The organism is Sphingomonas benefaciens, from assembly GCF_052907485.1.
Map to the genome: position 1 here is coordinate 123495 of NZ_JBREIC010000004.1, position 12328 is coordinate 135822.

At 69.0% G+C, this 12328-nt stretch carries 12 protein-coding genes and 1 pseudogene; 7 read left to right on the top strand and 6 right to left on the bottom strand.

The window, feature by feature from the left end; genetic code table 11:
• Positions 1-139: 139 nt before the first annotated feature.
• From ACU5AX_RS14015 to aat, 3 genes are all read left to right on the top strand, one after another.
• Entirely contained in the window at positions 140-511 is a 372-nt protein-coding gene (locus tag ACU5AX_RS14015; RefSeq protein WP_446691442.1) for a DUF6491 family protein, read from the top strand.
• Positions 512-527: 16 nt separating this feature from the next.
• A complete protein-coding gene (locus tag ACU5AX_RS14020; RefSeq protein WP_446691443.1) occupies positions 528-1385 on the top strand; it encodes a trypsin-like serine peptidase in 858 nt (285 codons plus the stop codon).
• Between the two features lie 1031 nt (positions 1386-2416).
• Positions 2417-3163, top strand: coding sequence for a leucyl/phenylalanyl-tRNA--protein transferase (aat, locus tag ACU5AX_RS14025; RefSeq protein ID WP_446691444.1), 747 nt, complete (start codon positions 2417-2419; stop codon positions 3161-3163).
• 35 nt (positions 3164-3198) lie between these two features.
• Here the strand turns inward: aat and ACU5AX_RS14030 are convergent.
• The 5 genes and pseudogenes from ACU5AX_RS14030 to ACU5AX_RS14050 form a co-directional block, all read right to left on the bottom strand.
• Positions 3199-3432, bottom strand: a pseudogene (locus ACU5AX_RS14030) (DUF2155 domain-containing protein); the annotation flags it as partial.
• A gap of 209 nt (positions 3433-3641) precedes the next feature.
• Positions 3642-4037: an NADH:ubiquinone oxidoreductase subunit NDUFA12 gene (locus ACU5AX_RS14035; RefSeq protein WP_198354755.1), complete on the bottom strand. Its 396-nt coding sequence runs from the start codon at positions 4035-4037 to the stop codon at positions 3642-3644.
• Positions 4038-4152: 115 nt separating this feature from the next.
• The gene (locus ACU5AX_RS14040; protein ID WP_446691445.1) at positions 4153-4656 is read right to left on the bottom strand and encodes a DUF192 domain-containing protein; all 504 of its coding nucleotides are present in this window, start codon (positions 4654-4656) and stop codon (positions 4153-4155) included.
• The gene (locus tag ACU5AX_RS14045) at positions 4653-5228 is read right to left on the bottom strand and encodes a cold-shock protein (RefSeq protein ID WP_446691446.1); all 576 of its coding nucleotides are present in this window, start codon (positions 5226-5228) and stop codon (positions 4653-4655) included. The genes ACU5AX_RS14040 and ACU5AX_RS14045 overlap by 4 nt, the downstream gene beginning before the upstream one ends.
• 78 nt (positions 5229-5306) lie before the next feature.
• Entirely contained in the window at positions 5307-5876 is a 570-nt protein-coding gene (locus tag ACU5AX_RS14050; RefSeq protein ID WP_446691447.1) for a regulatory protein RecX, read from the bottom strand.
• Positions 5877-5985: 109 nt separating this feature from the next.
• On the opposite strand from ACU5AX_RS14050, the gene ACU5AX_RS14055 reads away from it, so the two are divergent.
• The gene (locus ACU5AX_RS14055) at positions 5986-7755 is read left to right on the top strand and encodes a fatty acyl-AMP ligase (protein WP_446691448.1); all 1770 of its coding nucleotides are present in this window, start codon (positions 5986-5988) and stop codon (positions 7753-7755) included.
• Between the two features lie 196 nt (positions 7756-7951).
• Complete coding sequence (locus tag ACU5AX_RS14060; protein ID WP_446691449.1) at positions 7952-10312, top strand: putative bifunctional diguanylate cyclase/phosphodiesterase; 2361 nt, start codon at positions 7952-7954, stop codon at positions 10310-10312.
• 41 nt (positions 10313-10353) lie between these two features.
• On the opposite strand, the gene ubiA is transcribed toward ACU5AX_RS14060, so the two are convergent.
• Entirely contained in the window at positions 10354-11268 is a 915-nt protein-coding gene (gene ubiA / locus ACU5AX_RS14065) for a 4-hydroxybenzoate octaprenyltransferase (RefSeq protein WP_446691450.1), read from the bottom strand.
• Positions 11269-11378: 110 nt separating this feature from the next.
• On the opposite strand from ubiA, the gene ACU5AX_RS14070 reads away from it, so the two are divergent.
• The gene (locus tag ACU5AX_RS14070; protein WP_198354750.1) at positions 11379-11552 is read left to right on the top strand and encodes a hypothetical protein; all 174 of its coding nucleotides are present in this window, start codon (positions 11379-11381) and stop codon (positions 11550-11552) included.
• Complete coding sequence (locus ACU5AX_RS14075; RefSeq protein WP_446691451.1) at positions 11549-12313, top strand: 16S rRNA (uracil(1498)-N(3))-methyltransferase; 765 nt, start codon at positions 11549-11551, stop codon at positions 12311-12313. The genes ACU5AX_RS14070 and ACU5AX_RS14075 overlap by 4 nt, the downstream gene beginning before the upstream one ends.
• Positions 12314-12328 lie beyond the last annotated feature (15 nt).

Sequence of the window (12328 nt, forward strand, 5' to 3'; positions counted from 1 at the left end):
ATCCGCGCGTCTGGCGAACTATTCGATCGAAGGTCCTTCAAATAGACTTTCGCCATTGCCGCCCGATAGTGCCGCTTCTAAGCTACGGCACTCGCACCGAAGATTACGAGAACTCGTGTTACAATCGGGAGTCAATTATATGACGAAGCGGCTTCTCCTCCTCATCATTCCGGCATTGGCGCTTACCGCGGCCAAGGACGATCCGCTTGCCGGTCGTACCGCGGGCAAGACGGTGCAATGTATCAGCGATCTCGACGCCCGATCGCAGGTGCGTATCGTCGACGACAAGACCATCGCCTATTCGCGCACCGCCAACCGCATGTGGATCACGCATCCGCAGGGCGCCTGCCCCGGCCTGCATCCGATGCGCAGCCTGGTGGTCGAACGGCGTGGCGCGCAATTGTGCAGCGGCGATCGTTTCCGCACCGTCCAGGCGACGTCTTCGGTGCCGTCGGGCGTTTGCCAGTTCGGCGCCTTCACGCCCTATGACAAGGTCGCGGCGGCGCGCTGATCCGGTGCAGTCGGTGATGCGGCGGCGGTTGGCGGCCATCGCCGCCTTGGCGGTCGCCGCCGCATCGCCGCCCGCCCCCGCCAATGTCTTCTCGGCCGACGGCACGGACCCACGCCGCTATCTGGAATCGCGCGACCCATTGTGGCGCAGGCTGCTGCCCGTCGGACAGCTGACCTCCGAATTCGCCATGCAGAACAAGCAGGGTCAGGACGGCTTCGGCAGCATCATGCCGGGCATGGGCACCACCTTTCTGGTGTCGCCCTGCTATGCGATGACCAGCTATCACGTGCTGTTCGGCACCGCCCTCGTCTCCTACGATCCGATGGCGCGTTATGCCGTCCGCATCCGCTTCGGCATCGATGCCAAGGGCAGCGCCGCGGTGATGGCGCGCGGGCAAGTGCGCGTCTGGGACCCGGCCGGCCCGGCGGCGCCCGATGTCGCGCTGATCCGCCTCGACCATTGCTACGGCCGGGACATCGGGTGGCTCGACCTGCCGCTCGGCCTGCCCTCTGCCGACGCGATCCCCGGCGTCCCGCTGGTCATGGCGAGCATCTCGCGCGACCGCAGCATGCGGCGGCTGAGTGTCCAACAGGGCTGCACGATCCGGGCATTCGACCGGCGTCGCGGCTGGCTGTTCCACGATTGCGCCACCCGCGAGGGTGCGTCGGGCGCGCCGCTGCTCGCCGGAACCACCGTCGTCGGCATGAATGCGGGCGAGTTCGGCGCGACGCGCCGGCCGCTGACGCGCTTCGAGCCGGCCCATGCCAATTGGGCGATCGCGGCCGACTGGCTGACGCGGTCGCCGACGCTGCGCAGCCTGATTGCCGAGGACCGCGCGCGCATCGCCAATCCGCTTAGTCAGCCCGCGCCCTGATACGGGCAGCATGGCTTATCCGCGCGCGACGCTCGCCACGAGGTCCGACTGCGGCAAGCGGGCAAGATCGAAACGGTGCCAATAGGGAGAATTGACGATTGCGATGCAGATCGCACGCCATGACTCCTTTTCATCCCCGACCTCGAGATGACCACGGCCGGAGCGGACGGGCCATGCGCGATGCAGCATCGCCTGCGCCTGTTCGGCATGACCGGCAAGCTCAGCTCCATCACCGCCTGCAGCGTCACACCGGTGCCGCTGCCATACAGCCGATCCAGCCGATCCAGCCGATCTTGCGCTCTATGAGCACGCAGGCGGTTGCCAGATCAAGATACACCAGCAATTCTCACCTTTCCGCACACTGCGGAACCAGGAGGAGAGTCTCATGTGGAAGCAAATCGGGATTTTCGGCTTAGTAGTCGGCAGCGTCGCCATCCCCTCTGCCCCCGTGGCCGCGCAGGGGGAGGACATCTATCTCAGAGGACAGGCTATAACGGACTGTCAGGCTGATCCTGATAATCATCTCGGTTATGCGACAGAGCAAGTCTGCATTGACCAGAGATATCGTGAATACCTGCAGCAGAAGGCATACGGTGGCGGCGGGCAGTGGATACCTGGTCACTCTGATACGGACCCGTTCAATCAAAATTGCAACAGAGCGGCCTCCCGGATTCCCTGCAAAGGTTAACGGAGGTCAAACTCGAAGTGATTCACCCGCTTTCAGAATAAGCGGGTGAATCAAAACTGGGATTCAAATGCGGCAGGCAAAGCAGCATCTGAGCAACGGGCGATGAAGCTTTGACCAAGCGGATAAGAGCGCGCGCCGGGCAGGCGCAACGCGCACGGCCTCCGAGCCTCTCTGCCGCATCAGCTTTGAGCGCGGCGTCATCACGCCATCCACAGTACCCGACTACATCATCCCGCTAGCCAAGGGCGGGACTGAACACCTAACGGCCGCTAATGCGGCCCATCCGCCCGACCGACGCAACGCCTTGCCATCGCCGCGCCCAGCCGCCACCTTGCGGGTGGCCATGCAGCTGCTCGACCCAAGAACGGTGCTCGGCGCCTATGCGATGGGGGTGTTTCCCATGGCGGATCGGCGTGATGCCGACAGCGTCTATTGGGTGGAGCCGCGCACCCGCGCGATCCTGCCGCTCGACGGTTTTCGCCTGTCGCGCTCGCTGCGCAAGACGATCGCCCGCGACCGCTTCCGCGTCACCGCCGACACCGCGTTCGAATCGATCCTGCGCCTGTGCGCGGAGAGTGTCGCGGACCGGCCGGAAACCTGGATCAACGGTGGCATCGAACAGGTGTTCGTCACCCTGCACCGGCTCGGCTTCGCGCATTCGATCGAATGCTGGGACGGCGACGAACTGGTCGGCGGCCTCTACGGCCTGGCGCTCGGCCGTGCCTTTTTCGGCGAATCGATGGTCAGCCGGCGGACCGATGCGTCGAAGGTCGCGCTCGCCTGGCTGGTCGCCCGGCTACGCGTCGGCGGCTTCGAACTGCTCGACTGCCAGTTCCAGACCCCGCACCTCGAATCGCTGGGCGCGGTGGAGATCAGCCGTGACGCCTATTGCGCATTGCTGAGCGGGGCGCTCGACGGGGTTGCCGCCGCGCCGCCGTCCGCCTCGCCATCGGCGGCATCGTCGTTGGCATCGGCCGCGGCCGATTTCGGGGCGCTCGATCGATTGCCGGCGGCGACGGCGTTGAGCGACACCGTGTCCGGGCCGGTCGCCGGCCAGCTCATCGCACAGCTCTTGGCCCAGACGTCGTAGACCGGATGGGGCACGACGTTGAGCCCCGGCCGTTCCTTGTACAGCCAGCCGGAGAAATAGCGGCGCCAGTGCTTGTCGCTGCCGCGCACGTCGAGCTGCACGAAGGTGCCGGTCAGCGGATCCTGCTCCCACGGCGCCGTCTTCTCGCAGGCGCGCAGCCGCACGATCGCGTCGCCGACCCGTACCGCCTGACCCGGCTTCAGGGTCAGCTCGCGGGCGACGCCGTTGCGCTTGTTGAGCAGGCCGACCACCGCGACCCGTTCCGCCATCGGCGTGCCGCCGGTCGGCACCGCCTCGTCCGGCCCCGCCACGGTTTCGATCCCGTTCGCCGCGGCGTCGCGCGGGGCGGGACCGATGTCCTGGGTCGCGACCACGGACGAGGTCGCCGCGCCCTCACCGCCCCGATAGACGCGCCAGCCGAATATGCCGGCCAGCGCCAGCACCGCCACCAGCACGGCGGCGGCCAGCCAGCGGCGTGTCACCCTTCCGGCGTCCAGGCTTCGTAATCGCCGGTCGCGGCCTGGCGATGCCCGCCCTTCTCGAGCGCGCCGCTCGGTCGATAGGCCAGCGGCGTGCCGGTCATGTTCGGCATCGCCGGCTTCTGCCACGGCCGCGCCGGCGGCAGCGCGCGATCGGGCACGTCGTCGATATGGTGGTGCAGCCAGCTGAACCAATCGGGCGGCACCCGGCTGGCATCGTTCGCGCCCTCATAGATGACCCAGCGGCGCGCGCGGCCGGCGGTATCCTTGCCGCCTTCCCAATAGACGTTGCCCAGCTCGTCGGTGCCGACCTGCTTCATGCCGCGCAGGCCGTAGAGGACGGTGCCCCAGGTCGCGCCGTTCCACCAGGTGAAGGGATTGAGGTTGATGCCCATGGCCCCAGCGCTTACCCGCCCCCGCCGCGCGCTTCAACCGAGATTCCGGTACGCTGCCGCCATGGCCGGCTCTGGCACGGCTCGACCGTCGCGCCGGTGCCGGACGGATTGGACGTCAGCGCCCCGCCCAGCTCACCTTGTCGCCAGCGGCAATGCCCAGCTCGGCGCTGCGGCCACCGATCAGCTCCAGCACCGCATCGACCGGCTCGCCCGACGGGATCGGCGTTTCCGAGTAAGGCACGGCATTTTCGGCGATCGTCGCGATCGTGCCATTGGGGCGGATGAAGATGATGTCGAGCGGCGTCGGCGTGTTCTTCATCCAGAAGCTCGCCTCGCGCGGCCCGCCGCCGCCGGCCGGATAGGGCCAGAACAGCATGCCGCCATCGGGTGTCAGGTCGGTGCGGAACATCAGGCCCCGCTCCTGCTCCTGCACGGTCACCGCGCGCTCGACGGTGAAGCGGTGCGAACCGTTGGCGGAGGCGATCGTCACCGCCAGCGGCGCCTTGGCGTCGGCGACGCTGTCGGGCTTGCCGGAGAACAGGCCCTGCTGCACCGCGACGCCGGCGCCGCCGATACCGAGAACCGCGACGATCGCGATCAGCGCCTTGCTACCGATCATTGTGCCTCATCACCCTCGACCATCACCGCCAACGGCCCCTTGCGCCCGCTGACGATACGGGCGCGCAGCGGCTGGTCCGGCTCGATGACGGCGATTCCGGCGCGGCGCAACGTCTCCATATGGACGAACACGTCGCTGCCGTCGGACTCGCGAACCAGAAAGCCGTAGCCCTTCAGCCGGTTGAACCATTTGACGGCGGTCGGCTCGAATGCCCCGGCGGCATCGATCAGCGCGACCGGATCGACCCGGTCGCCGCCGCCGCGCGGCGGGCGCGGCGCCTCTTCGACGGCCTGCGACAGGTCGATGGCGACGATCTCGCGCGCCTGCCAGCCGCGGCCGCGCTGCACCGCCAGCGCCTCGACGCGCGCGCCTTCGGGCAGGCTGCGCCGGCCATGCGGCTGCAGGACCGAAAAGTGGACCAAGACATCGCCGATCGCCGGATCCTCCGACACCGCGAAGCCGAAGCCGCGCGTGCCGTCGAACCATTTGATCGTTCCTCGCACGACGACAGGGTCGGCGGGCATGACGCCCCCACCGTGCTCGTCGCCCTCCTGTTGCGGCTCGCTACGCATCACTGCACCCCTGTTGCCGCCACGCTAGCACGTTGCGTCGCTACCGCAATTGCGAAAGACCCGTTTACCTAGTGCTTTTTACCCCTCTTGCGCCAAATCGTCGGGTGATGCGGCCGCCAGCACCCGCCGGGCGAGGTCGACGGGATGTCCGGCGCGCAGCATCGCGGCCAATTGCTTCTCCCGCGCCGCGCGGTCGATCGGTGGCGGGCCGAACGGGCCGAGCCGCCGGCGTCGGGCGAACCGCACCGCCGCCGCCTCCGCATCCTCCGCAATGGCGGGGGCGACATGGTCGGCATCGGCGGCCTCGATCCCCGCCGCGCGCAGCGCCAGTGCGACGCGCCGCGCGCCCAGCCCGCGCCGGCCGAGCGCCGCCGCCTTGCTTTCCGCATAGAGGCGGTCGTCGACATAGCCCAGCGACGCCATGCGCTCGGCGACCGCGGCGGGATCGGCGGGCGGCCCGTCCCACCCCCGCTCGCGGATCTTGCGCCTCAGATAGTCGGCGAGCTTGCCCCGCGTCGTTGCGAACCGTTCGACGTAGCGCAGCGCCAGCCGGTCGAGCGCCGCGGCATCGAGCGGCGGCGGCAACCTTCGCCGCGATGGGGCGTCGGGACCATCGCGATCGCGGTCGGCGGAGCGGAGGCGCGTCATGGCCTTGTTGTTGCCACAGTGGCGCGAGAAAAAGAACGCTTGCCGTCGTGACGGGCGGCGTAGTGATGGAGCCCTGGCGACGGGCGCACGAGTGAACAGGACCGACCGAATGACCGAGCAGCTTCCTCCCCAGCTTGCGCCGACTCCGACGCCGACGCTGGACGAACTGCCCCGCCGTTATGCCGATTTCGTGACACTGGGCGACGCGTTGGACTATGCCGCCAGCGGCCGGCGCGGCCTCAACTTCCACGATGCGCGCGGCACGCTGACCCGTCCCTATCCCTTTGCCGAGCTGCGCGAGGATGCGCTGGCGATGGCGCGTCGGCTGATCGCCGCGGGCGTGCAGCCAGAGGATCGCATCGCGCTGGTCGCCGAGACCGGCCCCGATTTCGCGGCGCTGTTCTTCGGCGCGGTCTATGCCGGCGCCTGGCCGGTGCCGCTGCCGCTGCCGACCAGCTTCGGCGGCCGTGATTCGTACATCGAGCAGTTGCGCGTCCAGCTCGCCAGCTGCGAACCCAAGATGCTGATCTACCCGCCCGAACTCGCCGCCTTCGCGGCCGAGGCCGCGGCGCTGGCGGGCACGCAGGGCATCGACTGGGCCGAATTTGCGCAATCCGACGCGCCCGAGACGCCCCTGCCCCAGGCCTCGGGCGACGCCATCGCCTATCTGCAATATTCCAGCGGCTCGACGCGCTTCCCGCACGGCGTCGCGATCACCCATCATCAGTTGCTCAACAACCTCGCCGCGCACAGCCACGGCATGGAGATCGACGGCACCGACCGCTGCATCAGCTGGCTGCCCTGGTATCACGACATGGGCCTGGTCGGCTGTTTCCTGTCGCCGATCGCCAATCAGGTCTCGACCGATTATCTGAAGACCGAGGATTTCGCGCGGCGGCCGCTCGCCTGGCTCGATCTGATCAGCCGCCACGACGGCACCGCCCTCTCCTATTCGCCGACCTTCGGTTACGACATCTGCGCCCGCCGCATGTCGTCGCAGACCAAGGCGTCGGACCGGTTCGACCTGTCGCGCTGGCGGATCGCCGGCAATGGCGCCGACATGATCCGCCCCGACGTGATGCAGGCCTTCGTCGACGCCTTTGCCGATGCCGGCTTCAAGGCCTCCGCCTTCCTGCCCAGCTACGGCCTGGCCGAGGCGACGCTGGCGGTGTCGATCATGCCGCCGGGCGAGGGCATCCGCGTCGAGCTGGTCGAGGAGACGCAGCTGTCCGGCGGGTCGGACGAACCGTCGCTCGCCGCCAACGACGGCCCCCGTCCGCAGCGTTTTCGCGCGATCGTCAACTGCGGCAAGCCGGTGCGCGACATGACCGTCGAGATCCGCGAGGAGGACGGCACGCCGCTGCCCGAGGGCGCGATCGGCAAATTGTGGTGCAAGGGCCCGAGCGTCATGGTCGGCTATTTCCGCGATCCGGAGGCGACCGCGGCGTGCATGACCGACGGCTGGCTCGACACCGGCGACATGGCCTATATGTCGGGCGGCTACATCTATATCGTCGGCCGCGCCAAGGACATGATCATCATCAACGGCAAGAACCACTGGCCCCAGGACATCGAATGGGCGGTGGAGCAGTTGCCGGGGTTCAAGGCGGGCGACATCGCCGCCTTCGCCATCACCACGCCGGGGGGCGAGGAAACGCCGGCGGTGCTGGTCCAGTGCCGCAGCAGCGACGAGGACGAGCGCCAGCGGCTGCGCGAGGAGATTCGCGAGCGCGTCCGTTCGGTGACGGGCATGAACTGCGTGATCGAACTGATCCCGCCGCGCACGCTGCCGCGCACCAGCTCCGGCAAGCTCAGCCGCGCCAAGGCGCGCAACCTCTACCTGTCAGGCGACATCAAGCCCTACGACATCGCCGCCTGACACCGGCGCGACCGGCGGGTCGCTCCGGACATCGGCGTCGGCTCGGCACCGCTTCCGTGCTCCCGGACCTGTTCCCGGGAGCACGGCAGCCTGACCGCGCCCGTTCGCGCCGGAGCGGCGCCTCTATGCTGAGCCAAATCAAAAAATCCTGATCTCTCAACCATGCGTCAACCAGCCGGGCGATAGACTCCGGCGCGTGACGAACGATACCGCCCCTTCCGACCCCACCGCGATCCGTTTCGCGCAACTGCTTGGCCTCAGCGACGGCGCGGACGCGGCGCAGTGGGCGCGGATCCGCGCCGCGCAGCTGCACGCCGGACGGCAGATGGCGATCGTCCTGTTGGGCGCGAATCTGGTCGCCGCCGCGCTCACCGTCGGACTGTTCGCGCCGCTGGTGCCGCATTGGCAGCTCGGCGCCTGGGCCGGTCTGGTCGCGGTCGTTTCGATCGCGGTGGCGATGCGCCGGCTGGCGACGCACCATCGCTCCGACGGCTATGCGACGACCACGGAGCTGCGGAACACCGGCCTGGAGGGCGCGGCGCTGGCGCTCGCCTGGTCGATCGCGCCGATCATCTTCATCAGCGGCCCGGCCTCCGCCACCGCTTATGCGCTGTGGATGATCCTGTCGGTGCTGATGACCGCCGGCTCGTTCGCGATGGCGCCGCTCGCCCTGGCGACGATCGCCTTCCTCGGCGGACTGGGCACGGCGGTGTCGGTCAAGTTGCTGGTCACCGGCGGCTATGCCGAGGCGGCGGCGACCTGCCTGTTCACCGCCCTGCTGATCGTCGCCTGCGTCCACCGCGCGCGGGCGATGGTGGCGATTCGCAGCGTGCAGATGGCGCTCGGCGAGCGCGACGAGACGGTCAGCCTGCTGCTGCGCGAGTTTGAGGAGACCAACGCCGACTGGCTGTGGGAGACCGATTCGGCGCGCCGCATCGTCAAGGCCAGCCCGCGCTTCGCCTTCGCCTGCGGTCTCGACCCCGTCACGATCAACGGCATGCCGTTCCTGCAAGTGCTCGCCGGGCCGAGCTGGGAGACGGGCACCTTCGCCGCCGGCCTGCACACGCTGGCGGAAAAGCTGAAGAGCCGCGAAAGCTTCCGCGACCTGCGCCTGCCGGTGACGGTCGGGGGCGAGGAACGCTGGTGGGAACTCGCCGCCTCGCCGCGCTTCGACCCGTCGGGCAGCTTCTGCGGCTTCCGCGGCGTCGGCTCCGACGTCACCGAACAGCGCGCCTCGGCGGACAAGATCAACCGCATGGCGCGGTTCGACACGCTGACCGGCCTGCCCAACCGGGTGATGGTCAACGAGACGCTGCAGCGCGCGATGAGCGACGCCGAACAATGGGGCGGCCGCTGCGCCTTCATGATGATCGACCTCGACCGGTTCAAGGCGGTCAACGACACGCTCGGCCATCCGATCGGCGACCGCCTGTTGGGGCGCGTCTCCGAGCGGCTGGCCCAGCTGATGAGCCAGAACGAAATGTGCGGCCGGCTGGGCGGCGACGAATTCGCCGTCGTCGTCCGCGACGCTCGCGATCCCGCCGAGGTCGAGAAGCTCGCCCGCCGCATCATCGAAACGCTGTCCCGCCCCTATGAGGTCGACCAGCACACGCTCTATATCGGAGCCTCGGTCGGCCTCGCCATGGGTCCGCGCGACGGCCGCACCGCCGAGATGCTGATCCGATCCGCCGATCTCGCGCTGTACCGCGCCAAGGATGCCGGCCGCGGCGTCTATCACGCCTATGAGCCCGAACTGCACGTCCAGGCGGAGGAGCGCCGCGTCCTCGAAATGGCGCTGCGCCAGGCGCTCGAGAAGGGCGAGATGCACCTCAACTACCAGCCCGTCGTCGATGCCGGCACCGGCGGCTTGAAGGGCTTCGAGGCGCTGCTGCGCTGGCAGAGCGCGCAGTTCGGCAACGTCTCGCCCGCCAAGTTCATCCCGCTCGCCGAGGAAGCGCGGCTGATCCAGCCGATTGGCGAATGGGTGCTGCGCACCGCCTGTCACGAGGCGGCGGGCTGGCCGTCGGAGGTGCGCGTCGCGGTCAACGTCTCGCCCGACCAGCTGCAGAACCCCAATTTCGTCCAGGTGGTGACCAGCGCGCTCGCCACTTCCGGCCTGTCGCCCGAGCGGCTCGAGCTGGAAGTGACCGAAAGCGTCTTCATGCATGAGGGGCTCGGCGCGACCAAGGTGCTGGAACGCATCCTCGACCTCGGCGTGCGGCTCAGCCTCGACGATTTCGGCACCGGCTATTCCAGCCTCGGCTATCTGTCGCGCACCCGCTTCTCGTCGATCAAGATCGACCGCAGCTTCGTCCAGGGCGCGTCCAAGGGGGTCAAGGAGGCGATCGCGATCATCCGCGCCGTCGTCGCACTGGCGCAGAGCTTGGGCATGGCGACCACCGCGGAGGGCGTCGAGACCGAGGCCGAGCATCACATGGTCCAGGACCTCGGCTGTACGAAGGTACAGGGCTATTATTTCGGCCGCCCGCTCCCCGTCGACGAGGCCCGCGCCCTCGCCAACCGCGGCTGGGGCGAAGGATCGGTGGTCGCGGCGTAATGGCTTATAAGCCCCTCCCCTTCAGGGGAGGAGCTATCCTCTCACGCGCTGCCGACCACCAGGCAGGCGAGGAACAGCAGCAACCCCGCAAAGCGGTTGCTGCGGAACCGGTGCAGCGCCCCCGCCCCATCGTCCGGGCGCAGCGTCGCGACCTGCCAGATCAGATGCACCGCCATCGGCGCCAGGGCGAGCACCGCGACGGGATCGGGCCGCACGCTCCACATCGCCCCCGACCAGCACAACAGGGCCAGCGCATAGCACAGCGCCGTGCCGCCGCGGACATGCGCGCCCATCCGCAGCGCCGACGAGCGCACTCCGATCAGCGCATCGTCCTCGCGATCCTGCAGCGCGTAGATCGTGTCATAGCCGACCACCCAGAAGATCGACCCGGCGTAAAGTAGCCAGATCGGCAGCGACAGCGACCCCGTCACCTCGCTCCACCCGACCAGCGCCGCCCAGGAGAAGACGAGGCCGAGCCACGCCTGCGGCCACCAGGTGATACGCTTCATGAAGGGATAGGCGGCGACCGGCGCCAGGCTGGCGAGCGCGACGCCGATCGCCAACCCGTGCAATTGGACGAGCACGACCAGCCCGATCAGGCAGAGCAGGATCAGCCAGCCCCAGGCGAGGCGCAGCGACACCTGCCCGCTCGGGATCGGCCGGCTGCGCGTCCGTGCCACCTGCGCGTCGAGGTCGCGATCGACGATATCGTTGTAGACGCAGCCGGCGCCGCGCATCGCGATGCTGCCGACCAGGATCCACAGGATCAGCGGCCAGCGCGCGATCGCGCCGCCGGCCAGCGCCACCGCCCACGCGCCCGGCCAGAACAGCAGCCACCAGCCGATCGGCCGGTCGAATCGCGCCAGCAAAGCCAGGCCGCGCAGCGGCTGCGGCAGCTGTCCGACAAGGCCCTTATGCTCGCTGTCGGGGACGATCTCGGGAGTAGAGGTGGCCATGCCGCTCCTTCCCCCGCCGATGTGACGACCGCAAGACCCTATCCTCCCCGTGCCGGGGAGGATAAATTGTTGCCTCGCGCCAGCCGCAAATATCGTGCACGTCCTCAGGCATGATCGGTTTGTCGGTAGCGGTGGGCCGTTTCGTGGAGGCGCTGTTCTGGGCGATCCTGCGCGTGGCGGGGGTGGTGACGGTCGCGGTGGTCGCGGCCGCCGCCGCGGCGCTGCTCGTGCTGATCGTCCTGCGCAAGCTATGGGCGCGCCAGCGCCGCCGGAGGATGAAGTGACCGCCACCCCCGCTTGGCCGCCGCAATCGACGCCGCGGCTGTTCGTCGAGGCGCCGCTCGCCCCCGGCCCGCTCCGCCTCGACGGCCCGCCCGCCCATTATCTGCTCTCCGTGCTGCGCTTCGCGGTCGGCGATCCGGTCAAGCTGTGCGACGACGTCAGCGGCGAATGGCTGGCCATCGCCCGCGACGTCGGCCGGCGCGATCTGACCGTCGAGGTCACCGACCATTTGCGCCCGCGCGAGCCGGTGCCAGACCTGTGGCTGGTCGCCGCGCCGCTCAAGAAGGGTCGGATCGACTGGCTGGCCGAAAAAGCCTGCGAACTGGGCGTCGACCGGCTCGTCCCGGTGCTGACCAGCCGCACCGTGGTCGACAAGCTCAAGCTCGACCGGCTGCGCGCCCATATCGTCGAGGCGGCGGAGCAATGCGCCCGCACCGCTTTGCCCGGCCTTGCCGAGCCCGCCAAGCTGACCGCGTTGCTGCGCGACTGGCCGCAGGAGCGCGCCCTGTTCTTCGCCGACGAGAGCGGCGGCGTCGCGGCCTTCGACGCGATGCGCGCCCGGCCCGGCCCGGCGGCGATCCTGATCGGTCCAGAAGGCGGCTTCACCGACGAGGAACGTGCCGCGATCCGCGCGCATCCGGCCGCCGTCGGCATCGGCCTCGGCCCCCGTATCCTGCGCGCCGATACTGCCGCGGCGGCGGCGGTCGCCGTGTGGATGGCGGCGGCGGGCGATTGGGCAAATCCGGTCCTATCCAGGGCTTAACTTTGGTCTCTGGCG

What these genes read in the sequence shown, in the direction of transcription:
- ACU5AX_RS14015 (WP_446691442.1), top strand. Translation starts at nt 140, where the DNA reads ATGACGAAGCGGCTTCTCCTCCTCATCATTCCGGCATTGGCGCTTACC.
- ACU5AX_RS14020 (WP_446691443.1), top strand. Translation starts at nt 528, where the DNA reads ATGCGGCGGCGGTTGGCGGCCATCGCCGCCTTGGCGGTCGCCGCCGCA.
- aat (WP_446691444.1), top strand. Translation starts at nt 2,417, where the DNA reads ATGCAGCTGCTCGACCCAAGAACGGTGCTCGGCGCCTATGCGATGGGG.
- ACU5AX_RS14035 (WP_198354755.1), bottom strand. Translation starts at nt 4,037, where the DNA reads ATGGGCATCAACCTCAATCCCTTCACCTGGTGGAACGGCGCGACCTGG.
- ACU5AX_RS14040 (WP_446691445.1), bottom strand. Translation starts at nt 4,656, where the DNA reads ATGATCGGTAGCAAGGCGCTGATCGCGATCGTCGCGGTTCTCGGTATC.
- ACU5AX_RS14045 (WP_446691446.1), bottom strand. Translation starts at nt 5,228, where the DNA reads ATGCGTAGCGAGCCGCAACAGGAGGGCGACGAGCACGGTGGGGGCGTC.
- ACU5AX_RS14050 (WP_446691447.1), bottom strand. Translation starts at nt 5,876, where the DNA reads ATGACGCGCCTCCGCTCCGCCGACCGCGATCGCGATGGTCCCGACGCC.
- ACU5AX_RS14055 (WP_446691448.1), top strand. Translation starts at nt 5,986, where the DNA reads ATGACCGAGCAGCTTCCTCCCCAGCTTGCGCCGACTCCGACGCCGACG.
- ubiA (WP_446691450.1), bottom strand. Translation starts at nt 11,268, where the DNA reads ATGGCCACCTCTACTCCCGAGATCGTCCCCGACAGCGAGCATAAGGGC.
- ACU5AX_RS14070 (WP_198354750.1), top strand. Translation starts at nt 11,379, where the DNA reads ATGATCGGTTTGTCGGTAGCGGTGGGCCGTTTCGTGGAGGCGCTGTTC.